We start from the raw sequence: 25234 nt of genomic DNA on the forward strand, positions 1-25234 counted from the left end.
CAGAATGGCACGATTCGCGGTCGCACGACTACGGTGAACCACGTGCGAGTCGATGTCATCACCAAGGAATACCCGCCCAACGTCTACGGGGGAGCGGGCGTCCACGTCGTCGAACTCGTCAAGGCCCTGCGTCAGGGCGTCGAGGTGCAGGTCCGTGCCTTCGGCGAGGTCGACCCCGAACCCGACACGACCGGGTACCCCGACCTGCCCCAGCTCGACCAGGCCAACGCCACGCTGCGCACCCTCGGCGTGGACGTCAGCATGGCCCAGGACGTGGCCGGAGCCGACGTCGTCCACAGCCACACCTGGTACGCGAACGCGGCCGGCCAGTTGGCCCAGATGCTGCACGGGGTCCCGCACGTCCTGACGGCCCACAGCCTCGAACCGCTCCGACCCTGGAAGGCCGAACAGCTCGGAGGCGGTTACCGCGTCTCGAGCTGGATCGAGCGTCAGGCCTACGAGACCGCCGACCGCGTCATCGCGGTCAGCGACGGGATGCGCCGCGACATCCTGCGCTCCTACCCGTCGATCGACGAGTCGAAGGTCCAGGTCGTGTACAACGGGATCGACCTCGAGGGCTGGAAGCGCGTCGACGACGCCGAGCTGGTCCGCAGCCTGGGCATCGATCCCGACCGCCCCTCCGTCGCCTTCGTCGGTCGCATCACCCGCCAAAAGGGCCTGCCGTACCTGCTGCGCGCGGCCAAGCTGCTGCCGGCCGACGTGCAGCTCGTGCTCTGCGCCGGCGCGCCGGACACCCCCGAGATCATGGCCGAGGTCACGGGTCTCGTCCGAGAGTTGCAAGAGGAGCGCACCGGTGTCGTGTGGATCGACACCGTGCTGCCCCGTCACCAGCTCAGTGCGGTGCTGAGCGCCGCCACCACCTTCGTCTGCCCCTCGGTGTACGAACCCCTCGGCATCGTCAACCTCGAGGCGATGGCCTGCGGCGTTCCCGTCGTCGGGTCCGACACGGGCGGCATCCCCGAGGTCGTCGCGGACGGTCTGACGGGCCGGATCGTGCCCCTCGACCAGGTGCAGGACGGCACCGGCACCCCGGTCGACCCCGACCGCTTCGTGGCCGACCTGGCGGCCACCCTCACCGAGGTCGTCTCCGACCCGGCACTCGCCCGCCTCATGGGACGAGCCGGCCGCATGAGGGCCGAAGAAGAGTTCTCGTGGTCGCGGATCGCCGAGCAGACGCTGGGGATCTACGAGGGCCTGCTCAACTAGGCTGAGGACCATGCCTACCGTCCTGCAGCTCACCGATGTCTCGATCGTCCGAGGCGGCACAGCCGTCGTCGACAAACTGACCTGGACGGTCGACTCCGACGAGCGCTGGGTCGTGCTCGGCCCGAACGGTGCCGGCAAGACGAGCCTGCTGCAGGTCGCCGCCGCGCAGAGCCACCCGTCCTCGGGCGAGGCCAGCATCCTCGGCTCCGACCTCGGCTCCGTCGACCTGTTCGACCTGCGGCCACGCATCGGCTTCGCCTCGACGGCCATCGCCCGGCGCATCCCGGCGAAGGAGAAGGTCGTCGACGTCGTCCTGACGGCCGCCTACTCGGTCACCGGGCGCTGGAACGAAGAGTACGAGGGCGTCGACGTCCGTCGGGCGCACCGCGTTCTCGACGAGTGGAAGCTCGACCACCTCTCGGACCGTACCTTCGGCGAGCTGAGCGACGGCGAGCAGAAGCGCGTCCAGATCGCCCGCTCGGTCATGACCGACCCCGAGTTGCTGATGCTCGACGAGCCGGCCGCGAGCCTCGACCTCGGCGCCCGCGAAGAACTGCTGCAGATGCTCTCGGGCTACGCCTCGTCCGAGGGCGCTCCGGCCATCGTCATGGTGACCCACCACGTCGAGGAGATCCCCAAGGGATTCACGCACGCCCTGCTGCTCGACCACGGCTCCGTCGTGGCCGCCGGTCCGCTCGACGAGGTCATCACGGCCGAGACCCTCGGCGCCACGTTCGGCGTCGAACTGCGGGTCGAGTCCGACGGGGGCCGGTACTCGGCCCGCGCCGCGGGCTGAACCGCGCCTCCTACGATCCGGGCCGTCGGTCTGGTATCGTTGACAGCTGGCCCGCAGCGATGCTGCAAGCGCCTCCTGAACTCACCATCATCACTCGTTCGCTAGACCTAGGACAATCATGAAGACCGACATCCACCCCGAGTACAAGCAGATCGTCTTCCGGGACCTCGCGTCGGGCGCCACGTTCCTCACGCGCTCCACGACGACCAGCGACAAGACCATCGAGCTCGACGGTGAGACCTACCCGGTCATCGACGTCGAGATCTCGTCCGAGTCGCACCCGTTCTACACGGGCAAGCAGCGCATCCTCGACTCGGCCGGTCGCGTCGAGAAGTTCAACTCGCGCTACAAGAACTTCGGCAAGTAGGCCACAGCCCACACGCCCGAAAGAGGCGGTCCACTTCGGTGGGCCGCCTTTCTCGTGCGCCCGGGTGAGGGTGCCCGACCGAGAAGGTGCACGTCGTGTGACACCGCGGCGCAGGAGGCGCGGGCGAGCCCAGGAAGCGGAGGAGCGGGCGACCCAGGAGGCGCGGTGGGGCGATCGTGCTCAGGCGAACGGCAGTGGGCGGTGCGGCCAGTCACCGTGAGCGGTGAAGGTGGGGTCTTTCGCACGGCGCATGTACTGCTGGAAGCTCTCGGCCTGGGTCGAGCACCACCCGACCTGGAGGTCGTGCAACTCGGTCACGGGCACGTCGAGGCGATCGGGATACCGCTTGGCCATCGCCTGGGCGACACGGCCGGCGGCGATCGCGTCGGCCCCGGCGTCGTGGGCGTCGTCGAGCGAGACGCCGTAGACGGCCGCGGCGGCCTCGAGGGTGCGTTTGCCCTTGCGGTAGGTGTCGACGGCCTTGTCGATGACGAGCGGATCGACGACGCAGCCGATCTCGCCCACCTCGCCGAGAGGTTCGACACCGTGGCGGCGGGCCTCACGGTCGAGCAGCGTGAGGTCGTAGGGCGCGTTGTAGACGACCAACGGCACACCGCGGGCGAAGACGGCACGGATGGCCGCGACGATCTCGGCCACGACCTCGGCGGCCGGTCGCCCCTCGGCTCGGGCCCGCTCGGTCGAGATGCCGTGGACGGCGCTGGCCTGCTCGGGGATCTCGACGCCCGGATCGGCCAACCACTCGCCGTGTGCGACCGTCGCACCGGTGGCGTCGATCAGGCCGACGTGCGCGGTGACGATCCGGGCCGACTCGACGTCGATGCCCGTCGTCTCGAGGTCGAAGACGCCGAGGGCCTGCCACCAGGCGGCCGGCGGCTCGCCCACGGCCGCGAGGTCGGGGGCGGTGCCGGTCGTGTCGGTGTCAGTCACTCTGTGAGCTTAGGAGGCGCCACCGACAGCGGGTGCCGCCGCCACGGGCACGTCGCCGACGTGCAGCCAGAAGAACGCCTGCGTGCCGAGGGTCAGGGTGACCTTGCCCTCGTCGTCGAACGAGGGGAACTGCGCTCCGCCGAAGAGGTCGACCAACGTGCGCCCGGCGAACTGCGGGGCCACGATGTCGACCGAGGTCGGGTTGTGACCGAACGAGAAGACGCAGAGGATGTCCTCGGCCGAGTCGCCGAACTGCGTGCCGGCCCCCTCGTAGGACCGGACGAACGACAGGACGGACTCCTGGTTCGTCTCGAGCACCTCGAGGGTGCCGAGGCCGAAGGTCGGGTGGGCCTTGCGCACGTGGATGACGTTGCGGACCCAGTGCAGCAGCGACCGCGACTGCGCCAGCTGGCTCTCGACGTTGACCAGGTTGTAGTTGTAGACGAGCGACTGGACGACGGGCAGGAAGAGCTTGCCCGGGTCGGCGGTCGAGAAGCCGGCGTTGCGGTCGGGCGTCCACTGCATCGGCGTGCGGGACGAGTCGCGGTCCGGCAGCCAGATGTTGTCGCCCATGCCGATCTCGTCGCCGTAGTACAGGAACGGACTGCCGGGCAGCGAGAAGAGCAGCGCGTGGACGAGTTCGAGTTCGGCACGCGAGTTGTCGAGCAGAGGAGCGAGGCGACGACGGATGCCGATGTTCGAGCGCATGCGGGGGTCGTACGCGTACCAGCCGTACATCGCCTGCCGGTACTCCTCGCTGACCATCTCGAGGGTGAGCTCGTCGTGGTTGCGGAGGAAGACGGCCCAGGCCGCGCCCGGGGGCACCTCGGTCGTCTCGGAGAGGATGCGCTTGAGCTCGTCGGCGCTCTGGGCGCGCAGCGAGTAGAAGATGCGGGGCATGACCGGGAAGTCGAAGGCCATGTGGCACTCCGGCTCGTCCTCGGTGCCGAAGAACGCCGCCGTCTCGGCGGGCCACTGGTTCGCCTCGGCGATGAGCACGCGACCCGGGAACTCCTCGTCGACCATGGCGCGCAGACGCTTGATGAACTCGTGCGTGGCCGGTTCGCCCTCGCCGTTGCCCTCTTCGGTCTCGAACAGGTACGGGATCGCGTCGAGGCGGAGCCCGTCGACGCCCATCGCCAGCCAGTGACGGACGACGTCGAAGACCGCTTCTTGGACGGCGGGGTTCTCGAAGTTGAGGTCGGGCTGGTGCGAGAAGAAGCGGTGGAAGAAGAACTGACGACGCACCGGGTCGAACGTCCAGTTCGACTCTTCGGTGTCGACGAAGATGACGCGGATGTTCGAGTACTCGTCGTCGGTGTCGCGCCAGACGTAGAAGTCGCCGTAGGGGCCCTCGGGGTCTTCGCGGCTCTGCTGGAACCACTCGTGCTGGTCGCTGGTGTGGTTCAGCACCATGTCGATGACGATGCGCATGTTGCGCTCGTGCGACTTCGTGACCAGGTCGCGGAACTCGTCGAGTGTGCCGAACTCGGGCAGGATCGCCTTGTAGTCCTGGATGTCGTACCCGCCGTCGCGCAGGGGCGACTGGAAGAACGGCGGCAGCCAGAGGGCGTCGACGCCGAGCCACTGCAGGTAGTCGAGGCGGGTGAGCAGACCCTGGAGGTCGCCCGCCCCGTCCCCGTTGCTGTCGACGAACGACCGCACCATCACCTCGTAGAACACCGCACGGCGGTGCCAGTTGGGGTCGAGGGTCAGTCCGGGCTGCTGGATCGGGGCAGTGAAGCTCACCCGCCCACCCTACGGGCGCGCGCCCCGGGACGCGCACTCCGACCAGCGCGTCGCTCGTAGACTCGGGCTCGTGATCGTCCGACCCCCGCGCGTGAAGTCGCCCTACCGTGCCCGCCTCGACGCCCGACCGGTGCGCGACGACGCCGTCGAGGTCGCCGGCAGCCTCACCCGCTACTGGACGTACGAGCCGCCCGAGGGGCAGGAGGCCCGGGTCACCGTCGTCGCGGTGCACGGCTTCCGGGGCGACCACCACGGTCTCGAACCGGTCGTGGCGCACCTCGACCACGTGAGGGTGGTCATGCCCGACCTGCCGGGCTTCGGCGAGTCGACCCCGCTCGACGGCGAGCACAGCGTCGCGGCGTACGCGCGCTGGCTGACCGCGTTCGTGGCGACCCTCTCGCTCGGTGACGACGTCGTGGTGCTGGGGCACTCGTTCGGCTCGATCGTCACGTCGGCCGCGGTGGCCGACGGGCTCCGCGCCTCCCGGTTGATCCTGGTCAACCCGATCGCCGCCCCCGCCCTGCAGGGCCCTCGCGGCGTGGTCACGCGTCTGGCCGTCTTCTACTACTGGGCCGGCGCGGCCCTGCCCGAACGTGCCGGCCAGCAGGTGCTGCAGAACGCGGCCGTGACGAGGTTCACCAGCCTCGCCATGGTCAAGACCCACGACCGGGCCCTGCGCCGGTGGATCCACGACCAGCACGACAGCTTCTTCTCGCGGTTCTCGGACCGTCGCGTGGTGCTCGACGCGTTCCGCGCATCGGTCTCGAGCGACGTGAGCACGTACGCCGCCCGCATCAGCGTGCCCACCCTGCTCGTCGCCGCCGACCGCGACGACATCACCGCCCTGCCCGCCCAGCACCGACTGCAGGCGCTCTTCCCCGACGCCACGCTCGACGTGATCGAGGGCGTGGGCCACCTGATCCACTACGAGAAGCCGCGCCAGGCCGCCGCCGCGATCGAGTCCTTCGTCCGATGAAGATCGTCGTCGACTGCCGCTACGTCCGCGTCGGACGCCACGACGGCATCAGCCGCTTCAGCGCCGGCGTGGTGTCGGCGCTGGCCGAGCGCCACGAGGTGACGATGCTGGTCAGCGACCCCCGCCAGCTCCACGCGTTGCCCGACGCACCCCACCTGCTCGTCAGCGCGCCCACGAGCGTCCTCGAGCCGCTCGTGGCCCGGCAGGTGAACACGCTGCGCCCCGACGTCGTCTGGTCGCCCATGCAGACCATGGGATCTGCCGGACGCCGGTACCCGCTCGTCCTGACCCTGCACGACCTGATCTACTACACGAACCGCACGCCGCCACCCGAGTTCGCCTGGCCGATCAAGCTGCTCTGGCGGCTGTACCACCTGGCCTGGTGGCCGCAGCGGGTGCTCCTGAACCGGGCCGACGCCGTCGTCACCGTGAGCCGCACGACGCGGGACGAGATGCGTCGTCACCGCCTGACCCGGCGCCCCGTGACGGTGGTGTACAACGCGGCCGACCCGGTCGACCCCGTCGAGCCCCGCACCGCGCCGGTGAGCCGCGACCTCGTCTACATGGGGTCGTTCATGCCGTACAAGAACGTGGCCGCGCTGGCCAGGGCACTGCCGTTGCTCGACGGGTACCGACTGCACCTGATGAGCCGGGTGTCCGGGGCCGAGCGCGCCTCCTTGACGGCCCTGGCACCCGCCGGGTCGTTGGTCTTCCACGACGGGGCGAGCGACGACGAGTACCGCGAGACCCTGCTGGGGGCGACGGCCGTCGTGACGGCCTCGCGCGCCGAGGGCTTCGGCATCCCGCTCGTCGAGGGCATGGCCCTCGGCACGCCGGCCGTGGTCAGCGACATCCCGATCTTCCGCGAGATCGGCGGAGACGCGGCGCTCTACTTCGACCCGTCGTCGCCCGCGTCGATCGCCGCCGCCGTCCGACGACTCGAGGGCGAGTGGGAGGCGCGCTCGGCCGCGTCGGTCGAGCAGGCCGCCCGGTTCAGCTGGCGTGACTCGGCCGACGTGCTGCTGCGCCTGCTGGCCGACGTCGCCGCAGCGGGCGGTCACCGGCGTCGACGCCCGGGACGCTGACCCACCGGCGCCCGGGACGCTGACCCGTCGGCGGCCGGGGCCGGCGGCTCAGGCCGGTTCGGCCGCGTCGCGCTCGAGCGGGTTCTGGTACTCGAACGAGTAGGTGCCGGCACGTTCGGACTCGACCTCGATCGGGTCGTCGAACTCCCGCAGCGTCAGGGCGTCGCCCGTGAACTCGAACGAGTGGACGGACCCGTTGCGGATGGGCACTCCCAGGTGCGCGTCGGTGTCGGGGGAGACGTGGTTCACGACCGCCCTGATGACCGCGCCGTGCGTCGCGACGACCACGGACGAGCCGGCGCCGTGCCTCGCCGCGATCGCGGCGAGGGCGGGCAGCACCCGTGCGACGAGGGCCCCGCGGCTCTCACGACCGGGCACCGGAGTGCCGTGGGGGAACCGTGCCTCGACCTGCTCGCCGGTCAGCCCCTCGGCGTCGCCGTAGCGACGCTCGGCGACCTCGGGGACGAGCTCGGGCGCGCCCAGGCCCAGGCGCTCGGCGATGATGGACCCGGTCTCGGCCGCGCGCGACAGAGGGCTGGCGACGACGGCGTCGAACCGACGCCGGGCGAGCAGGTCGCCGGTCTCTCGGGCCTGCGACCGACCGAGGTCGTTCAGGGGGATGTCGGTGGAGCCCTGGATGCGTCGGGCGCGGTTCCAGTCGGTCTCGCCGTGGCGGACCAGGTACAAGAGCGTCATCGTTCCTCCGGTGGGCACGGCCCGGGGGTCAGGCGCCCAGGTGCTCGGCCAGGGCCGCCAGGGTCTCCGACGTGCCGGCGTCCAGCTTAACCGTGGCCCGCGAGTCGCCCTTGGTGACGCCGCGGTTCAGGACGACCACGGGCAGCTTCCGGCGCGTCGCCTGGTCGAGCAGGCGGATGCCGCTGTTGACGACGAGCGAGGAGCCGGCGACGAGCAGCGCCTCGGCGCCGACGACCATCGAGCGCGCCTCGGCGAACCGCTCGGTGGGCACGAACTCGCCGAAGAACACGACGTCGGGTTTGAGCAGGCCGCCGCACACCGTGCAGGTCGGCACGACGAACGCGTCGATGTCGTGCACCTCGACGTCGCCGTCCGGGGCGAGCCGCACCTGGTCGGGCTCGTCGATCCAGGGGTTCTCGGCGGCGAGGCGGGCCGCCACCATGTCGCGGGCGAACGCCTGCCCGCAGGTGAGGCAGACGACGCGGTCGACGGTGCCGTGCAGGTCGACGACCCGGCGCGACCCGGCGCGGACGTGCAGGTTGTCGACGTTCTGGGTGATGACGCCGTTCGTGACGCCGGCGGCCTCGAGCCGGGCCAGCGCCCGGTGCCCCTCGTTGGGCCCGGCGGCACGAAAGGACTTCCAGCCGAGGTGGCTGCCGGCCCAGTAGCGCTTGCGGTAGCTCTCGCTCGAGAGGAACTGCTGGAAGGTCATGGGGTTGCGGGGCGGAGCGCCCTCGCCCCGGTAGTCGGGGATGCCCGAGTCGGTGCTGACCCCCGCCCCGGTGAGCACGGCCACGCGGCGCCCGCGGAGGGCCTCGACCGCGGCCTCGAGGGCCTGCTCGTCGGTGGGGGCCGCGGGGGCGTTCGACACGGGTGGGGCTCCTTCGGGTGCGGTGACGCTAGCCTAAACGCGTCCCCCTCCGATTCGATTCCAGCGGTCGCCCGTCCGCCGGGGCCGTCCCCCGTGGAGCACCGTGCACGTCACCCGCATCACCGACCTCGACCACGAGGCACTCGCCGACTACAACCGGCTCACCGACGTCGCCCTGCGGCGCGTGTCCGAGCCGGAGGGCGGCCTCTACATCGCCGAGTCGACCAAGGTCATCGAGCGGGCGCTGCGGGCGGGCCACGTGCCCCGGTCGGTGCTGATGACCGATCGGTGGTTGCCCGACATCGAACCCCTCGTGGCCGACCACGAGGGCGAGATCTTCGTCGGCGACGCGGCCCTGCTCGAGACGCTGACCGGCTACCACCTGCATCGGGGGGCCCTCGCCGCCATGCACCGTCCCGAGCTGCCGACGGTCGAGTCGGTGCTCGACGGCGCGCGGCGCGTCGTCGTGCTCGAGGACATCGTCGACCACACGAACGTGGGCGCGATCTTCCGGGCCGTCGCCGGCCTGGGGGCGGACGCCGTCCTGATCACCCCGCGCTGCGCCGACCCGCTCTACCGGCGCAGCGTCCGCGTCAGCATGGGCACCGTGCTGCAGGTCCCGTGGACGCGCCTCCCCGAGTGGCCGGCCGGTGCCGGGCTGCTCCGCGAGGCGGGGTTCGAGGTCACCGCCCTGGCGCTGAGCGACGACGCGGTGACCCTCGACGCCTACGCGGCCGCGCCTCCGGACCGCGTCGCCCTGCTGCTCGGCACCGAGGGCGACGGGCTCAGCCGGGCCGCCCTGCGGGCCGCCGACACGGTGGTGACCATCCCGATGCTGCACGGCGTCGACAGCCTCAACGTGGCCGCCGCCTCGGCCGTGGCCCTCTGGGCCCTGCGTCTGCCGGCGGACGGGTCGGCGGCGGTCGCGTGACCGGTCGCGTGACCGGAGTCGACGGGCGTCGTCGACCCGGCGTGGTCCGGAGGCGCGTGGGCGTGGTCGCGCTGCTCGCCCTGGTCGTCGCGGTCGGCGGCTACGTCCCCCTGGCACTGCTCAGCCCGCTGGCGCCCGCCGCGGCGGACGTCGCCTCGTACGCCGCACCGGCCGAGGAGGCTCCCGACCTGACCTTCCCCGCCTACGGCGCGACGGCGGTCGAGGCGATCGGCTGGGACGACAGCCTGACGACGAGCGGCGACGAACGACCCCGTCCGATCGCGAGCATCAGCAAGGTGGTCACGGCCCTCGTCGTCCTCGACGAGAAACCCCTCGACGGCGGTGACGGCCCGTCCCTCACCTTCGGCCCGGCCGAGGCGGCCCTGGTCGACGCGTACCGCGCACGGAACGGCAAGGTGGCACCGATGGCGGCCGGGCAGGTCCTCACCGAGCGGCAGGTGCTCGAGGTCATGCTGATCGAGTCCGCCAACAACTACGCCGAGGTGCTGGCCCGGTGGGCGTTCGGCAGCGACCAGGCCTTCGTCGACGCGGCGCGGTCCTGGCTCGACGGCCACGGCCTCTCGTCGACCACGCTCGTCGAACCCACCGGGTTGTCGCCGCAGAACACGAGCACCTCGACCGACCTGATCGCACTCGGCCGACTGGCCCTGGCCGACCCCGACGTCGCCCGCACGGTCGGCACGGCGACGACGTCCGTGCCCGGCATCGGCGAGATCAGCAACAGCAACGAACTGCTCGGGCTGGACGGCGTCGTCGGCATCAAGACGGGGACGCTCGACGAGGCCGGCGCCTGCCTGCTGTTCGCGGCGGACTACACGATCGGCGGGCGACGGGTCACGGTCGTGGGCGCCATGCTCGGCGGCGTCGACCACGACCAGCTGGACCGCGACGTGCAGGCCCTGCTCGCGAGCGTCGCGGAGGGCTTCCGGACCATCACGCTGACCAGCCGCGGCGACGCCTTCGCCGACTACGAACTGCCCTGGGGCGACGAGGCCCGAGCGGTGGCCGCGGAGGACGCCACCGTCCTCGTCTGGGGCGACGAGACCGTGCAGGCGTCGGTCGAGACCGACGACGTGGGCGCGGCCCCGGTCGGGACGCGCGTGGGCGACGTCACCTTCACCGTCGACGGAGAACGGCACGTCGTGCCCCTCGAACTCGACGCGGGCATCGGCGAGCCGGGCGCCTGGTGGCGCTTGACGCATCCCGACGAGGTGTTCTGACCCGAGCGTCAGTCGTCGGTGCGGTGGACCACGGTGACGGCGTCCGGTCGCTTGGCCCGGACCAGGTCGCCCGACGACTGGTGCCGGATGCGCCGTACCACCCAGGGCACGAGGTACTCGCGGGCCCAGCCCATGTCGTCGGCCCGTGCGTTGCGCCAGGGGCGACGCTCGAGCGGCTCGGGCTCGTAGGGCGCGAGGTCGTTCTCGACCGCGAGGGCCTGCAGGACCATCCGCGCGATCGTGTGGTGGCCGAGGGGACTGAAGTGCAACCGGTCGGGCGCCCACATCCGTGGGTCGACGAGCTGACGCAACGCCCACATGTCCGCGACCACCGCGTCGTGTCGCAGCGCGATGGCGTGGACGTGCTCGTTGTAGATCGCGACCTTTCCGCGGAGACGACCGAGGACCGGGGTGAGGCCGATGTCGGGCCCGGTGAAGACCACGACCGTGGCACCGTCGGACCGCAGTCGTGCGACCAGTCCCTCGAAGCCCGCGGCGACCTCGTCGGGGTCGGTGCCGGGACGGATGATGTCGTTGCCCCCGGCCGAGACCGAGATGAGGTCGGGCCGCAGGGCGAGCGCGGCCTCGGACTGCTCGTCGATGATCTGCTTCAGCAGGCGGCCCCGGACGGCGAGGTTGGCGTAGGCGAAGTCCTCGGTCGAGGAGCCCAGCACCTCGGCGACGCGGTCGGCCCAGCCCCGGTGCCCCCCGGGGGAGCGCTCCTCGGGGTCGCCGATCCCCTCGGTGAACGAGTCGCCGAGGGCGACGTAACGGGACCACGGGTGTTGCTGACTCATGCCACCAAACTACTCTCGACGCGTGCCCGCACCGAAGCCCGCCCCTCCGTCCGACCCGACCCGCGCCTCCTGGTCGCCCGGCGAGCTGCTGCCCGACGAGCTGCTCGAGCGCTTCCGGGGGCGGGCCGCCGACCACGACCGCGAGAACACGTTCCCCCACGACGACCTCGCCGAGCTGCGCGAGCGCGGCTACCTGAGGGCGTTCGTCCCGGAGCACCGAGGAGGCGCGGGTCTCGGACTCGAGCAGGTCGCGTCCCTGCAGTCACGCCTCGCGGCGGCGGCCCCGGCCACGGCGCTGGCGGTCAACATGCACCTGGTCTGGACCGGGTGCGCGGCCGTGCTGCACGCCCGGGGCGACGACTCGCTCGACCTCGTCCTCGAGGACGCCGCGCACGACGAGGTCTTCGCCTTCGGGGTGAGCGAGCCCGGCAACGACCTCGTCCTGTCCGACTCGGTGACCTCGGCCGAACCCACGGGCGACGGCGGCTACCGGTTCACCGGCACCAAGGTCTCCACGTCGCTCTCGCCGGTCTGGACGCGCCTCGGCGTCTTCGGCCGGGACGACTCCGACCCGGAGGCGCCGGCCCTCGTCCACGGGTTCGTCCACCGCGAGCAGCCGGGCCACGCCTCGCTCGAGGACTGGGACACCATCGGCATGCGCGCGACGCAGAGCCACACGACCCGGCTGACCGGGGTCGAGGTGCCCGCCTCACGCATCGTCCGTCGACTGCCCGTCGGCCCGAGCGCCGACCCGTTCGTCTTCGCGGTCTTCGCCGTCTTCGAGACGACCGTGGCCGCCGTGTACCGGGGCATCGCCCGCCGGGCCCTCGAGCTCGCCGTCGAGTCGGCACTCGGGACGACCTCGCGGCGTGCCGGGGGAGCGGCGAGGGCGCTCGACCCCGTCGTCCGCTGGCGCGTCGCCGACGCCGGACTGGCGGTCGACGGACTCGAGCCGCAGGTCGACCGGGTGGCCCGCGACGTCGACGAACTCGTCGACCACGGGGCCGACTGGCCGCGGCTCGTCGTCGGGCTCAAGACGCGCGCCACCGGGACGGCCCGCGCGGTGGTCGAGCAGGCGGTCACGGTGGCCGGGGGGTCCTCGTACCGGGCGTCGTCCGAGCTCGGGCGCCTGCAACGCGACGTCCTCGCCGGACGCTTCCACCCGTCGAACACCGACTCGGCGCACGCGACGATCGCGGCGGCGCTCCTCGGGCCGGGTTCCTGACGGGTCGACGCACGCGGCCGCACCGGGGGCCGCGCCCCGGGCGACGACGATGTCGGTGGCGCGTGTGAGGATGCTCCGGTGAGCAAACAAGACGGCAGCGGGCGGATCGTCACGACGGTGCCGACCGACGACGCGACCGCGCCGATCTTCCACGTCGACATGGACGCCTTCTTCGCGTCCGTCGAGTTGCTCGACCACCCCGAGCTCCGGGGCCGACCCGTGGTCATCGGGCACCGCTCCGACCGGTCGGTCGTCACGGCCGCCACCTACGAGGCCCGCAAGTACGGCGTCAACTCGGCGATGCCCATGGCGATCGCGTTGCGTCGCTGCCCGCAGGCCGTCGTGCTCGAACCGCACTTCGAGAAGTACCAGCACTGGTCCTCACGAGTCATGTCGATGTTCGACGACGTCACGCCCCTGGTCGAGCGCCTCGGCATCGACGAGGCGTTCCTCGACGTCAGCGGGTCGATCCGCCTGATGGGTTCGCCGTTCGAGATCGCCACGGCACTGCGTCGTCGGGTCCACGCCGAGACCGGGCTGCACTGCAGCATCGGGGCCGCGTCGACCAAGTTCGTCGCCAAGCTCGCGTCGAGCGTCGCCAAGCCCGACGGGCTCCTGCTCGTACCGCACCGCCACACCCTGGCCTTCTTGCACCCGCGGCCGATCAGCGCGCTCTGGGGCGTGGGCGGCAAGACCGAACAGGTGCTGCTCGACCGCGGCCTGCGAACGGTCGGCGACGTCGCCGCGGCCCCTCTCGACATGCTCGTCCACGCGGTCGGGCCGGCAGCGGGCGCAAAGCTGCACGACCTGGCGTGGGGTCGCGATCCCCGCAGCGTCCACACCGAGACGGCCGAGAAGAGCGTCGGCAACGAGAACACGTTCGGCACCGACGTCGTCGACCCCGTCGTCGTCCGACGTGAACTCCTCCGCCTGAGCGACAAGGTCGGCACCCGTCTGCGGGCCGCAGGCGTGAGCGGTCGCACGGTCGTGCTCAAGTTGCGGACGACCGACTTCGTGACGATCACGCGGTCCCGGACGCTCGCCGACCCGACCGACCTCGGGCGACGCATCTACGACGAGGTCGTGTCCCTCTACGAGGCAACGGGCAAGCAGCACGAACGCATCCGGCTCGTCGGCGTGCGCGTCGAGCAGCTCAGCGAGGGGACGGGCGGTGACTCGCTCGGCCTGTGGGACGACGACGCCGACTGGCGCGAGGCGGAGTCGACCATGGACGCCCTCCGGGCCAAGTTCGGCTCGGCCATGCTGACGCCGGCCTCGCTGCTCGGCACCTCGCGGCGTCGACCCGGCACCTCCGGTCGAGATGCGGGTGCCGCGTCCGTCGACGACGCCGGTCGAGGGTAAACTCGGTTCGAGTGAGCACCGCCAACGCATCCGACCCCGCCGGGGGTGAGCAGCACCTCGACGGCCTCTCGTCCGACCCTCTCGACGTCGGCGTCTCGGCAGGCAACTCGGCCGCCGAACACCTCTCGCCCGCATTCCCCGAGCGGGCCGCCTGGGGCACCGCCAGCAAGTTGCGCGCGTGGCAGGCCGACGCCCTCGAGCTCTACTTCTCGACGATGCCGAGGGACTTCCTCGCGGCGGCCACACCGGGCGCCGGCAAGACGACGTTCGCCCTCCGCCTCGCCACCGAACTCCTGTCCCGCGGCGAGGTCGACCGTGTCGTGGTCGTCGCCCCCACCGAGCACCTGAAGCGCCAGTGGGCCGACGCCGCCGACCGGGTCAACCTCCGCCTCGATCCGATGTTCAAGAACGCCGACGGCACCTTCGGGCGCCACTACCACGGCATCGCCGTCACCTACGCCCAGGTCGGCATGAAGCCCGAGGTGCACAAGGCCATCACGACGGCCGGTCGCACCCTCGTCATCCTCGACGAGGTGCACCACGGCGGCGACGCGCTCAGTTGGGGCGACGGCATCCGGGAGGCCTACACCGGGGCCACCCAACGTCTCTCGCTGACGGGCACCCCGTTCCGGTCCGACACGGCTCCGATCCCGTTCGTGCAGTACGCCCCGGACGAGCACGGCATCCGCACCTCGAGGGCCGACTACTCCTACGGCTACGGCCGTGCCCTCGCCGACGGGGTGGTGCGACCCGTCCTCTTCATGGCGTACGCCGGCCAGATGCGCTGGCGCACCCGGATGGGCGACGAGATGAGCGCCTCCCTCGGCGAAGCCGTGACGAAAGACATCACGGCCCAGGCCTGGCGTACGGCGCTGTCGCCGCAGGGCGACTGGATCCCGGCCGTGCTCTCGGCGGCCGACAAGCGCCTCACCGAGGTGCGCCGGGGCGTGCCCGACGCGGGGGGTCTCGTCATCGCCACCGACCACACCGCGGCTCGGCAGTACGCAGCCGTGTTGCAGAAGCTCACGGGTGAACGCCCCACCGTCGTCCTGAGCGACGAGAAGGCCGCCTCCGACCGCATCCAGGCCTTCTCCGACGGCGACAGCCGCTGGATGGTCGCGGTCCGGATGGTCTCCGAGGGCGTCGACGTCCCGCGTCTCGCCGTCGGCGTGTACGCCACCTCGGCTTCGACGCCGCTCTTCTTCGCCCAGGTCGTGGGACGGTTCGTCCGAGCCCGCCGACGGGGCGAGACCGCGTCGATCTTCCTGCCGAGCGTGCCCAGCCTGATGGCCCTGGCCAACCAGCTCGAACTGCAGCGCGACCACGCGCTCGACCGACCCACCGACGCCGACGACGGCCTGTTCGCCCCCGAAGAAGACGTGATGGCCGCGGCCAACCGCGACGAGAAGGCGTCGAGCCTCCTCGAGCAGCAACCGTTCGAGGCCCTGGACTCGCAGGCCTCGTTCGACCGGGTGCTCTACGACGGCGGCGAGTTCGGCACCGGAGGCGAGATCGGCAGCCTCGAAGAACTCGACTTCATCGGCATCCCCGGTCTGCTCGAGCCCGACCAGGTCCGCGACCTGCTGCGGCAGCGGCAGGCCACCCAGGCACGACGGGCTCCGAAGACCGGGTTGCCCACGACCGCTCCGGTCGACGAGGCCCGACCCCTCTACCAGACCATCAAAGAGCAGCGGCAAGAGCTCAGCCGGCTCGTGTCGATCTGGTCGCGGCACTCGAACGAACCGCACGGGCTGATCCACGCAGACCTCAGGCGCATCAGCGGGGGCCCGTCCGTCGCTCAGGCCAGCACCGAACAGATCCAGAAGCGAATCGACGTGTTGCGCGGCCGCCTCGGCCAGCGCGCCTGACCCGGGTACGATCGACCGATGCTCGACGAGAACGTCCCCGACCGGTGGACCGTGCGCGCCGACCCCGAGGGGGCACCCGAGGCGGTCGTCGAGCGCTTCGGCGGCGGCTACCGACTGAGCCGGTGGAGCCCGACCGACGCCGAGCCGGCCCGCCTGGGCGTCTACACGTCCCCCGAGCTCGCCGAGACCGCCTGGTGGAGACTCGTCGACCGCGAGCGGGGTCAGGGCAGGCGGACGATGTCGACCAGGCGGACGGGCCTCGAGGACGCCTGAGGGAGGCCGTTCGGGGCCGGGCGCACCCTGGTGCCCCCGCTCGGGACGAGCGCCGAGACACCCTCGTCGCCGCACAGCAGCACCGGTCGGACCTCGAAGGGCCGTCCTCGCCCGAGCGCCCGGAGGCCGTCACCCCACCGGCGGTCCGAGGGACGGGGCGACGCGGCGCCGACCCTCTCGAGGACGAACGCCACGGTCGTGGCGCCGAACTCGGTGGCGACGGCGGCCAGGGCATCGCCGTAGTGGTCGAGGGCGGCGGTGTCGGGCACCTCGGGGATGCCCTCGAGGGGCACCATGAGGGGGAGGGGGACGTCGTCGTCGTCGAAGAACAACGTCCAGAGCTGGCGACGCACCGCCGACGGGACGATGGCCTCGACGTGGCGGACGAGGTCGTCGACGTCCTGGACGGGGGCGTGCGGATCGGGGACGCATCCGGGATCGGACGTGGCGAAGGCTGCGACCGGGTCGGCGGGAGGGCGGTCGAGGGTGGTGTCGAGGACCGAGGTGAGTGTCATGGGTCGAGCATCTCGGGCCGCCACCGCTCCCGGACGGTTCTCCCCAGCCGCATCGATCGACGAGGATCGACGCGGGGCTGGGGAGGACCGATCAGCCCTGGAGTCGCACGGAGTCGCCGACGGCGACCGTCTCGCCGCCCTGGCCCGGCGCCCCGGACAGTGCCCGGAGCGCCCTGCGGAGCACCGTGCTGGACGTGCTCATGGTGTACGGGAAGTAGACGACCTCGACCCCGACCGCCCCGAACTCTCGCTCGAGCCGGAGGCCCTTCTCGGTGCCCCGCCAGTCGTCGCCCTTGAAGAAGACGTCGAAGCGGAGCTCGCGCCAGACGTCCATCTTGTCGGGCACGGTCTCGGCGTGGACGCCGTCTACGACGTCGATGTGGCGGACGATCTCGAGCCGTTCGGCGAGCGGGACGACGGGGGAGATGCCCTTGGTCACCTGCAACATCTCGTCGGACACGACGCCGGCGATGAGGTGGTCGCACTGCGCGGACGCGTGCCGCAGCAGGTTCAGGTGGCCGATGTGGAACAGGTCGAAGGCGCCGGCCGCGTAGCCGACCCGGCCCGCGCCTCCTCGTCCGCTCCCGCCGTCGACGGGGTCGAGGGCGAGGCCGGTGGCGGGGGTGGGGATGACGTCCACGGGTGTGGTCCTCTCGTCGGGGTGGTGCTCGGAGGTGCTCACGACAGGGCACCGGGCCGGCGTCGGAGGCGGGGGAGGTCCTGCAGCGGGCGGGCGGCGCCCGCGTGGTCCACGAGGTCGGCGATGCTGAACGAGGGCGCGGGTTCCTCGACGGGGTGACGGACGTCGTCGTCGAGCCAGGTGGCACGCACCAGGACCCGGCGCCACGGGGGCACCCCGGTCAGCACGACGCCCACGGGTTGCACGTCCAGGCTGACGAGCTCGGCGCTCAGGCTCCGGAGGGACTCGACAGTCGTGACCCCGGACCGGACGACCAGCAGCACGCCGTCCACCTCGTCGGTCACGCTGCGCAGCGCGAGCGGGTGCGAGTCGCTGGAGGCCTGGACGACGGAGACGTCGTAGTCCTCGCGCAGGGCGGCGAAGAAGGCGTGGGTTCCCGAACGGACCAGGTGACGGGACGACGCGACGACCCCGTCGGACACCGGCACGCGGTCGTAGCCGTGCCGATCGGCCTCGACCTCCTCGGGCACGGCGCCCACGGGCACCGTCGAGGGACGGGACAGCGTGCGGGTGTCGAAGTCGGACTGGACCAGGGCGCACGTGGCGCCGAGCTCGACGACGGCGCGCGCGAGGCCGCCGTCGACGCCGACCGCCTCGCGGACCGAGTCCGTCCGGGCCAGCAGGAGCGTGGCGGGCAGCGAGCCACCCCGGAGGGCCCTCGTGTTCTGCACGACCTCGCGCAGGGCCGTGCGGGTCCGGGCGGACGAGGCTCCGGTCACCGGGTCGTCGCCCTGCCGGAGGGCCCCCGGGAGCTGTCCCACGACCGGCAGCCCCGTGATGCGGCGCACGTCGTCGACCGTGTCGACCGTGGGCCGGGCACGGGCCAGGACGAGCGCGCCGGCGAGACCGACCGCCAGGCCGGCGAGGAGACCCGAGAGGACCGTCAGCGCGAGGCCCGGCTCGTCGGGCGTCGTCGGGACGGCCGCGGGGGAGGTGAGGTCGAGCGCGACGGTCTGACCGTCCGACCCGGCGTCCGATTCGGCGCGATCCACGACCGCCGAGAGGCTCTCGGCGACGTCGTCGGCGAGCGAGGCGGCCCCGTCGGGCGTTCCGGCCGTCGTCTGCACGCGGAGGACCGCGGTGCCGTCCGGGTTGACCACCGAGACCCGCTCGGCGAGCTCGTCGACGGGCAGGCCGAGGTCGGCCGCGACCGGTCCGAGGACTTCCGGGCTCGTGCCGAGCTCGGCGTAGGACGCCACGCGCTGCTGGGCGAACTGACCGCGGGCCGCGAGGCCCGAGCCCGGGGACTCGACCCGGACGAGGAGCGTCGCCTCGGCGCGCCAGTCGGCCGGAGCGAGCTGCGATGCGCCGACGCCCGCGGCCACCCCGAGGAGCGCCGCCACGCCGATGAGCGCGGCATGGCGCGAGACGGCGCGACCGAGACCCCCCGCGACGGCACGACGGACCGGGGCGACCTCGTGCCTCACGACCTCGAACCGATCGACGGGGGAGTCAGGGACTTCAGCTCGCGGAACCACTTCGGCAGGGCGAGGACGAGGTAGCCGGCGTTCGCGACGAGGAGCGCCAGGTAGACGACGGTGAACGCCGGCGGCCAGGCCAACAAGACGAACGCGAGGCACATCAGGCCGTAGTCCGTCGGGACGACCGCCAGCGAGTAGAGCAGTCCCGTGCGACGTCCGACGGGCGCGGCGACGCCGGTCCGGGCCGCCTCCGCCCGGCGGAGCTGGTCGGTCAGGACGATGGCGAAGAACGCCACCGTCGCCACGACCTGGTAGACGAGCGGCGCGGCCAGCAGGGCTTCGCGACCCTCCGGTTCACGGAGCCACGACGCGAAGACCGCCAGGTGCAGCACCGCGATCTTGGTCGCGTCGATGACGTGGTCGAGCCACTCGCCCGCGGGGCTGCCGCCGCCCCGGAGGCGCGCGACCTGTCCGTCGGCCGAGTCGAGGGCGTAACCCACGACGAGCAGCAGGACGACGGCCAGGGCCGTCCCGATGCCGGACGGCGCGAAGGCGAGGACCGCGATGCCGGCGAAGGTGCACGCGGCGCTGAGCGCCGTGACCTGGTTCGGCGTGGCACCCACGGTGTAGGCCACCGCGGCGGCCCATCGACCGAGTCGGCGGTTGACGAAGCGCGAATAGGCGGGCGCACCCGTGGACGGCTTCTGGGCCGACGCGAGCGCGGCGAGGGCGGGACGCACGGCGCGGGGCACGGCGGGCCGGGCCGAGGTCGCCTCGGCGGTCGCGGGGGCGTCGGTCACGAGGCCACCGCCAGGGAGTCGACGTCGGCCGTGTGCAGCTCGCGGGTGACGACCGCGCCGATGCGGCGACGCATGCGTTCCGGTGTGAACCGCTGGAGGTAGGCCTCGCGGGCGTGGCGCCCGGCGACGGCCAGGGTGGAGACGTCCATCGACGCCAGGATCTCGGTCAGGCCGTCGACGTCGCGACGGTCGAAGAGCCAGCCCGTGTGACCCTCGTCGACGACTTCTTCCGGGCCGCCGGAGCGGCTGGCGATGACGGGACGCCCCTGGCTGAACGCCTCGAGCGTGACGAGTCCGAAGCCCTCGAGGGTATCGGTCGGCAGGATGACCGCGTCGGCGTCGCGGAGGTAGGGCGACGCGTCGTCGACCTCTCCCACGACGGTGACGGTCTCGGGTCGCGAGACGATCGCCGCGACCAGACCGGGCACGTCGACGGAGGAGCCGACGGCCGGCGGGCCGCCCAGGATGACGAGCTGCCCGGGGCAGCCTGCCGCGTTCCAGGCCGTCAGGAGCGTCGCGTGGCCCTTGTGGCCGTTCCAGCGACTCGCGACCACGTACTGGGGCGCGCGACCCTCGGCACGGTCGGTGACGGCGATCGAGCGGTCCGACACGCCGTTGTGGACCACGACGGCGCGCGAGTCCTCCGAGAGGCCGGACGAGTCGAGCACCGACCGCGACACGGCGACCAACGAGGTGCAGGCGCGGGCCAGGGGACGGAGGCCTCGACGGTCCCCGTCGCTCCAGGGCTCCTGCAGGTGCCCCACGACGCGGCGGACGCCCATGGCCCGGGCGACGGGCGCGACGATCAGGCAGGCGCTCGTGGCGCAGTAGACGAGGTCGAAGTGGCGCCCGGACAGTCTCAGCGCCGTGCGCGCCGCGTCGCGGGCCAGGCGGACGAGTCCGAGCGGTCCGAGCCGGGTCCGGCGCAGGATCGGGAGGGGCGTGCGCTCGACGCGCGCCCCGAGCTCGCGCAGCCTCGGCCCCAGGGGCCCGACGGACACGTCGGAGGGCAGCCAGACCGTCACGTCGAGGTCGTCGCGGGCGGCGAGCTCACCGACCACCTCGAGGACGATCCGGTCCGAGCCGTACATCTCGTCGGACGAGTGCACCAGCAGCACCCGGCTGCGCCGCGATCCCCTCCGGCGGCGGGGGAGTTCGGGCAGGTCGACGCCCGTCCGGGCGTCCTCCCGCAGGATCGGTGCGGCGGTCGTCGCCGGTGCGGACTCGCGGTCCCGGTAGTGCCTGATGTCGACGGACATGCTCTCTCCCCTGTCGTCGTGAGCGTGGTCCGGGCCCGTGAACGGCCCGCGGTGGTCTCGGATGCTGCTGGTGGGGGTCAATACGCTCCCCGGTGCTCGAAGAGGACCCGGACGGTGCGCCACATGATGACGAAGTCGACCGTCAGCGACCAGTTCTCGACGTAGTAGAGGTCGAGGCGGACGCTCTCCTCCCAGCTGAGGTCGCTGCGTCCGTTCACCTGCCACATGCCCGTGAGTCCGGGCTTGATGTACAGGCGTCGGTGGACGTGGTCCTCGTACCCCTCGACCTCGCGAGGGAGGGGCGGCCGGGGCCCGACGACGCTCATGTCGCCTCGGACGATGTTCCACAGTTGGGGCAGCTCGTCGAGCGACCACCGACGGAGGACGGCACCCACGCGGGTGACCCGCGGGTCGGACTTCATCTTGAAGAGCAGGCCGGCTCCCTCGTCCGCCTGCGCGAGGCCGGCGAGCCGACTCTCGGCGTCGACGACCATGGAGCGGAACTTCAGCATCTCGAAGGTGCGCCCGTCACGGCCGACCCTGCGCTGACGGAACAGCACCGGGCCGGGACCGTCGAGCCGCACCGCGAGGGCGACGACGGCGAACACCGGCGCGAGGACGACGAGCGCGGCGGACGCCAGTGCGAGGTCGGACAGACGCTTGAGGGCGTGTCGCGGGCCGTCGAACTGCGGCAGCTCGACGTGCATGAGGGGGAGACCCTCGACCGGGCGGTAGTGGATGCGGGGCCCGGCGACGTTCGTCAGTCGCGAGGCGATGACGAGCTCCGTCGCTCGTCCTTCGAGCGACCATCCGAGGTCGCGCAGGTACTCCCGGCCACGACCCGGTTCGCCGGCGACGATCACGCTCTCGGCGCCCAGGCGCCAGACCGCACGCGGGACGCCGTCGAGGTCCGCCACCACGGGGACGGTGCGGCCTCCGACCACGATGCCCCTCGGGTCGGCGTCCGGGACGGCCGCCCCGACGACGTCGTACACGGCACCGCTCGTCTTGTCGATGCGACGGACGACGTCGGCGATGTCGTCGCGCGATCCCACGATGACGGCTCTCGACAGGTAGTGGCCCTTGGCCCGCTGGCGTTCGAGCCAGCGCCGCATGGTCCACCGGCCGACGACCAGGCCGGCACCGCCGACGGGCAGCGCCACCAGGAAGTAGCCCTCGCCGCCGATGTGGCCGACCGAGGCGAACCCGATCGCCACGACGGCGAAGGCCCAGACGCTCGCCGTGAGGAGGCGCTTGTACTCGACGACGCCGCTGCCGACGACCGCGAGGTCGCGGGTGCGGTGCAGCGTGAGGCAGAAGGTCCAGACCAGCCCGACGACGACGGGGAGCACGGGAGAACCCACCGACTCGATCAGGGTGGACGCGTCCGAGCCCCGACCGGCGGCGATGGCCCTCGCGGCGTCCACCACGACGGCACCGACGATGCTCAGGGTCAGGACGGCCGTGTCGACGAGGCGGAGCCGGCGCCGGTAGCGGCGAGCCCAGGCGGCGCCGGACTCGGCGTCGTGCGTCGCGGCGGGCGCCGCGAGGGGGCCGTCCGACTCGGTCAGGTCGAACGGGGGATCGATCCGTCGGGGTGACGACGGTCCGACCAGGAGTGAGCGGAGTTCGCTCTGCGTGCTGGACATCGGGTCTCGGGTTCGGGTAGGCGACGGCACGCCCACGTCGGTGGTGACGACGGGGGCGGTGGCGGGCGGTCGATCGAGGTTCGGGTTCGATCGACCGCCCAGGCGTCGCGCCGGAGCACGGACGTCACGATGGTGCGCGACGTCGGCCGGGCGGCGACGGGCGCGCCGGGCAGCGGGTCTGCTCGACGCACGATTCGGGTCGGTGCGGTGACGGGAGCAGATGCTCCCGGTGGAGAGGGTCGGGTTTCTCGGTTCCTGGCGATTTCGGGTCGACCAGGAGGATGCTGTGACTCTAGTTCGGGGGGCACCCGCCACAGGAGTCTAACAAGACCCCCCGTTCGGGGGCGATCGTGTCCCCCCTGTTGCCGACACCCGAACGGGTGACCCTCGGACCCCGCGATGTCACCCGTGCGGGGATGACAAGAAGCCGTGAAAAGCGCGGCCATGGCGCGTCCCGTTCCAGGCGGGCGGTGGCGCGCGGCGCGTGACACGCAAAAGACCTGTTCAGGCCGGTGACACCACGTCCGGACCGACGGTCGACACGCCGCCGTCCGCGCCGTTCACCACCCCGACAGGTGTCGTTCATCTCCCGTCACCCCCGGTGTGTGGGGCGCAGGTGGGGTACAGACGGACAGCGCCCCCCGGCCCTTCGGCCGGGGGGCGCATCACCCGTCACAATCACCCTCGTCCGCGTGTCACGGACGGGTGACGAATCCCTGCTCGACCATCCAGTTGAAGGCCACGTCGGCGGGCTCTTCACCCTCGACGTCGACCGCCAGGTTGAGTCGTCGCATCTCGGTGTCCGTGAGGGCCGGCGAGATCTCGTCGTACACCTCGGCCAGCTGCGGGTACTCCTGGAGGGTGGCCGTCGAGAGGACGGGTGCCGCGTTGTAGGCGGGGAAGAAGCCCTGGTCGTCCTCCAGCACGTCGAGGTCGAGCGAGTCGATCCGGCCGTCCGTGGTGAAGACCTCGCCGAAGTTGCAGCTGCCCCGGTCGGTCGCGGTGTAGACCGTGCCCGTGTCCAGGATGCTCACGTTGCTCGTCGGCACGCCGTCGGCGGCGCCGAGTTCGAGCCCGTACGCCGCGAGCATGGGCGCGAACCCGTCGGCCCTCGAGTTGAACTCGGCCTCGACGCAGAAGGTGCGCTGCTCGACGGGCAGGTCGGCGATCTGGGAGAGCGACGTGATGTCGCCGAGCTCGGGAACGGCCTCGGCCCGGACCGCCATGGCGTAGGTGTTGTTGAGGGGCGCCGGCTCGAGCCAGGTCAGGCCGTTGTCGGCGTCCGCGTCGCGGACGGCCTCGTACTGCTCCTGCTGGTCGGGGATGCCCTCCGCCTCGGCGAGATAGGTCAGCCAGGCGGTGCCGGTGTACTCGTAGGTCATGTCGGCCGTCCCGTCGAGCATCAGCTGTCGCACCGCCACCGACCCGGGCACGTTCGTCATGTCGGTCACCTCGAAGCCCGCGGCCTGCGCGGCGAGCACGGCGATCTTCCCGAGGATCAACTGCTCGGTGAAGTTCTTCGCCGTCACGGTGATCGCCGCGTCGTCGGGCAACCCCTCGACGGCTCGGATCGAGCCGGGCGCCACAGCGGGCACGAACGCCGTCGCCGGTTGCAGGCCGCACCCGGTCAGGGCGAGCGTCGCGGCGCCGATCACGGCGAGGGACGAGGAGGCGCGACGCAGTCGTCGGGGGAGGCGGGAGACGGTCATGCGCGGAGTCCCTTCGGACGGGCGACGTACTCGACCACACGGCCCAGCCAGTCGATCAAGAGGGCGAGCAGGGCGATGAGCAGGGCCCCGGAGACGAGGACCCGCGGCAGGAACAGGTTGACCCCGGTGGTGATCAGCAGCCCCAGGCCGCCGGCACCGATGAACGTGGCGAGGGCCGCCGACCCCACGAGCAGCACGAGGGCCGTGCGGATGCCGGAGAGCATCACGGGGACGGCCAGCGGCAGCTCGACCTTGAGCAGGACGGACGACGCGCTCATCCCCATGCCCCGACCGGCCTCGACGAGGCGGGCGTCGACGCTCTGCAGTCCGATCATGGTGTTGCGCAGCACCGGAAGTGCCGCGTACAGCACGAGGGCGACCACCGCAGCCCAGAAGGTGAAGCCGAGCCAGAACGCGAGCAGCACGATGAGTCCGATGGCCGGCGCGGCCTGGCCGAAGTTCGCGAGGACCAGGACGGGACCGCTGATGCGCACGAACGGCCGCCGGGTGAGCAGCACGCCGAGGGGGATGGCGAGGACGAGGACGATCGCCGCGGAGACGAAGGTCAACGCCAGGTGCTCGCCCGTGTAGGCCAGCAGGTCGGAGGGGTTGAGGGTGGTCCGTTCGGCCGTCGTCAGGTCGGCCGTGGTCAACCACGCGACGAATGCCGCGAACACGGCGAACACGGCCACGGGTTGCACGAGCAGTCCGAGCCACGCCGGGCGGGGCCCCCGCCGGCCGGACGAGCGTCCGTCGACCGAGGCCAGGG

24 protein-coding genes are annotated in these 25234 nt (G+C 72.0%); 11 read left to right on the forward strand and 13 right to left on the reverse strand.

Translation table 11 applies throughout. From position 1 onward, the window contains the following. Positions 1-42 precede the first annotated feature (42 nt). The 3 genes from glgA to IFT79_RS08665 all read left to right on the forward strand — a co-directional run bounded on the left by glgA (position 43) and on the right by IFT79_RS08665 (position 2390). Entirely contained in the window at positions 43-1227 is a 1185-nt protein-coding gene (gene glgA, locus IFT79_RS08655; RefSeq protein ID WP_192123655.1) for a glycogen synthase, read from the forward strand. 10 nt (positions 1228-1237) lie between these two features. Then, positions 1238-2023 (forward strand): ABC transporter ATP-binding protein, encoded by a 786-nt coding sequence (locus IFT79_RS08660; protein WP_192123657.1) that lies wholly within the window; start codon positions 1238-1240, stop codon positions 2021-2023. Between the two features lie 118 nt (positions 2024-2141). Beyond that, entirely contained in the window at positions 2142-2390 is a 249-nt protein-coding gene (locus IFT79_RS08665) for a type B 50S ribosomal protein L31 (RefSeq protein ID WP_043594989.1), read from the forward strand. Between the two features lie 180 nt (positions 2391-2570). Here IFT79_RS08665 and IFT79_RS08670 read toward each other — a convergent pair whose 3' ends face one another. Beyond that, entirely contained in the window at positions 2571-3293 is a 723-nt protein-coding gene (locus tag IFT79_RS08670; protein WP_192123964.1) for an exonuclease domain-containing protein, read from the reverse strand. A 54-nt stretch (positions 3294-3347) separates the two neighbouring features. Further along, complete coding sequence (gene treS / locus IFT79_RS08675; protein WP_056045180.1) at positions 3348-5087, reverse strand: maltose alpha-D-glucosyltransferase; 1740 nt, start codon at positions 5085-5087, stop codon at positions 3348-3350. A gap of 70 nt (positions 5088-5157) precedes the next feature. Here treS and IFT79_RS08680 point away from each other — a divergent pair, with 70 nt between their 5' ends. Continuing rightward, the gene (locus IFT79_RS08680; RefSeq protein ID WP_342211800.1) at positions 5158-6063 is read left to right on the forward strand and encodes an alpha/beta fold hydrolase; all 906 of its coding nucleotides are present in this window, start codon (positions 5158-5160) and stop codon (positions 6061-6063) included. Continuing rightward, positions 6060-7148, forward strand: a complete 1089-nt coding sequence (locus IFT79_RS08685; RefSeq protein ID WP_123570064.1) for a glycosyltransferase family 4 protein — start codon at positions 6060-6062, stop codon at positions 7146-7148. The genes IFT79_RS08680 and IFT79_RS08685 overlap by 4 nt, the downstream gene beginning before the upstream one ends. A gap of 48 nt (positions 7149-7196) precedes the next feature. On the opposite strand, the gene IFT79_RS08690 is transcribed toward IFT79_RS08685, so the two are convergent. Together IFT79_RS08690 and IFT79_RS08695 are read right to left on the reverse strand one after the other, a co-directional pair. Then, positions 7197-7844, reverse strand: a complete 648-nt coding sequence (locus tag IFT79_RS08690) for a histidine phosphatase family protein (protein ID WP_192123659.1) — start codon at positions 7842-7844, stop codon at positions 7197-7199. A gap of 28 nt (positions 7845-7872) precedes the next feature. After that, positions 7873-8715, reverse strand: coding sequence for an NAD-dependent protein deacetylase (locus IFT79_RS08695; RefSeq protein WP_056045171.1), 843 nt, complete (start codon positions 8713-8715; stop codon positions 7873-7875). A gap of 103 nt (positions 8716-8818) precedes the next feature. Between IFT79_RS08695 and IFT79_RS08700 the strand changes: the two genes are divergently transcribed. Further along, a complete protein-coding gene (locus tag IFT79_RS08700; RefSeq protein ID WP_192123660.1) occupies positions 8819-9646 on the forward strand; it encodes an RNA methyltransferase in 828 nt (275 codons plus the stop codon). 8 nt (positions 9647-9654) lie between these two features. Continuing rightward, positions 9655-10887 carry a D-alanyl-D-alanine carboxypeptidase family protein gene (locus IFT79_RS08705; protein ID WP_158612832.1) on the forward strand — a complete coding sequence of 411 codons (1233 nt, stop codon included), beginning with the start codon at positions 9655-9657 and terminating at the stop codon, positions 10885-10887. An 8-nt stretch (positions 10888-10895) separates the two neighbouring features. Here the strand turns inward: IFT79_RS08705 and IFT79_RS08710 are convergent, their stop codons facing one another. Next, positions 10896-11684: an SGNH/GDSL hydrolase family protein gene (locus IFT79_RS08710; protein ID WP_056045163.1), complete on the reverse strand. Its 789-nt coding sequence runs from the start codon at positions 11682-11684 to the stop codon at positions 10896-10898. Between the two features lie 22 nt (positions 11685-11706). On the opposite strand from IFT79_RS08710, the gene IFT79_RS08715 reads away from it, so the two are divergent. The 4 genes from IFT79_RS08715 (at position 11707) to IFT79_RS08730 (ending at position 16412) form a co-directional block, all read left to right on the forward strand. Further along, entirely contained in the window at positions 11707-12909 is a 1203-nt protein-coding gene (locus IFT79_RS08715) for an acyl-CoA dehydrogenase family protein (protein WP_236556974.1), read from the forward strand. Between the two features lie 78 nt (positions 12910-12987). Continuing rightward, positions 12988-14271, forward strand: coding sequence for a DNA polymerase IV (gene dinB / locus IFT79_RS08720; protein WP_192123662.1), 1284 nt, complete (start codon positions 12988-12990; stop codon positions 14269-14271). A gap of 11 nt (positions 14272-14282) precedes the next feature. Beyond that, on the forward strand, positions 14283-16139 hold the full coding sequence (locus IFT79_RS08725; RefSeq protein ID WP_192123664.1) for a DEAD/DEAH box helicase family protein: 1857 nt from the start codon (positions 14283-14285) through the stop codon (positions 16137-16139). 18 nt (positions 16140-16157) lie between these two features. Beyond that, positions 16158-16412 (forward strand): hypothetical protein, encoded by a 255-nt coding sequence (locus IFT79_RS08730; protein ID WP_056045153.1) that lies wholly within the window; start codon positions 16158-16160, stop codon positions 16410-16412. Here IFT79_RS08730 and IFT79_RS08735 read toward each other — a convergent pair. The 8 genes from IFT79_RS08735 to IFT79_RS08770 form a co-directional block, all read right to left on the reverse strand. Continuing rightward, on the reverse strand, positions 16361-16927 hold the full coding sequence (locus IFT79_RS08735; RefSeq protein WP_192123665.1) for a hypothetical protein: 567 nt from the start codon (positions 16925-16927) through the stop codon (positions 16361-16363). The two genes, IFT79_RS08730 and IFT79_RS08735, sit on opposite strands and share 52 nt — an antisense overlap. Positions 16928-17018: 91 nt before the next feature. Next, positions 17019-17459, reverse strand: coding sequence for an adenylyltransferase/cytidyltransferase family protein (locus tag IFT79_RS08740; protein ID WP_056047412.1), 441 nt, complete (start codon positions 17457-17459; stop codon positions 17019-17021). Between the two features lie 146 nt (positions 17460-17605). Next, positions 17606-19054, reverse strand: a complete 1449-nt coding sequence (locus tag IFT79_RS08745) for a hypothetical protein (protein ID WP_158612830.1) — start codon at positions 19052-19054, stop codon at positions 17606-17608. Further along, positions 19051-19848, reverse strand: coding sequence for a CDP-alcohol phosphatidyltransferase family protein (locus IFT79_RS16365; RefSeq protein ID WP_233568318.1), 798 nt, complete (start codon positions 19846-19848; stop codon positions 19051-19053). The genes IFT79_RS08745 and IFT79_RS16365 overlap by 4 nt, the downstream gene beginning before the upstream one ends. Beyond that, positions 19845-21107 (reverse strand): glycosyltransferase family 4 protein, encoded by a 1263-nt coding sequence (locus tag IFT79_RS16370; protein WP_056045142.1) that lies wholly within the window; start codon positions 21105-21107, stop codon positions 19845-19847. Before IFT79_RS16370 ends, IFT79_RS16365 begins: the two co-directional genes overlap by 4 nt. A gap of 77 nt (positions 21108-21184) precedes the next feature. After that, positions 21185-22756, reverse strand: a complete 1572-nt coding sequence (locus IFT79_RS08760; RefSeq protein WP_056045139.1) for a sugar transferase — start codon at positions 22754-22756, stop codon at positions 21185-21187. A gap of 695 nt (positions 22757-23451) precedes the next feature. Then, positions 23452-24465, reverse strand: a complete 1014-nt coding sequence (locus IFT79_RS08765; protein WP_192123666.1) for a glycine betaine ABC transporter substrate-binding protein — start codon at positions 24463-24465, stop codon at positions 23452-23454. Further along, a complete protein-coding gene (locus IFT79_RS08770; RefSeq protein ID WP_192123966.1) occupies positions 24462-25232 on the reverse strand; it encodes an ABC transporter permease in 771 nt (256 codons plus the stop codon). Before IFT79_RS08770 ends, IFT79_RS08765 begins: the two co-directional genes overlap by 4 nt. Between the last annotated feature and the right edge of the window lie 2 nt (positions 25233-25234).

The sequence above is a fragment of the Frigoribacterium sp. CFBP 8759 genome (assembly GCF_014841655.1).
Taxonomy (GTDB): Bacteria; Actinomycetota; Actinomycetes; order Actinomycetales; family Microbacteriaceae; genus Frigoribacterium.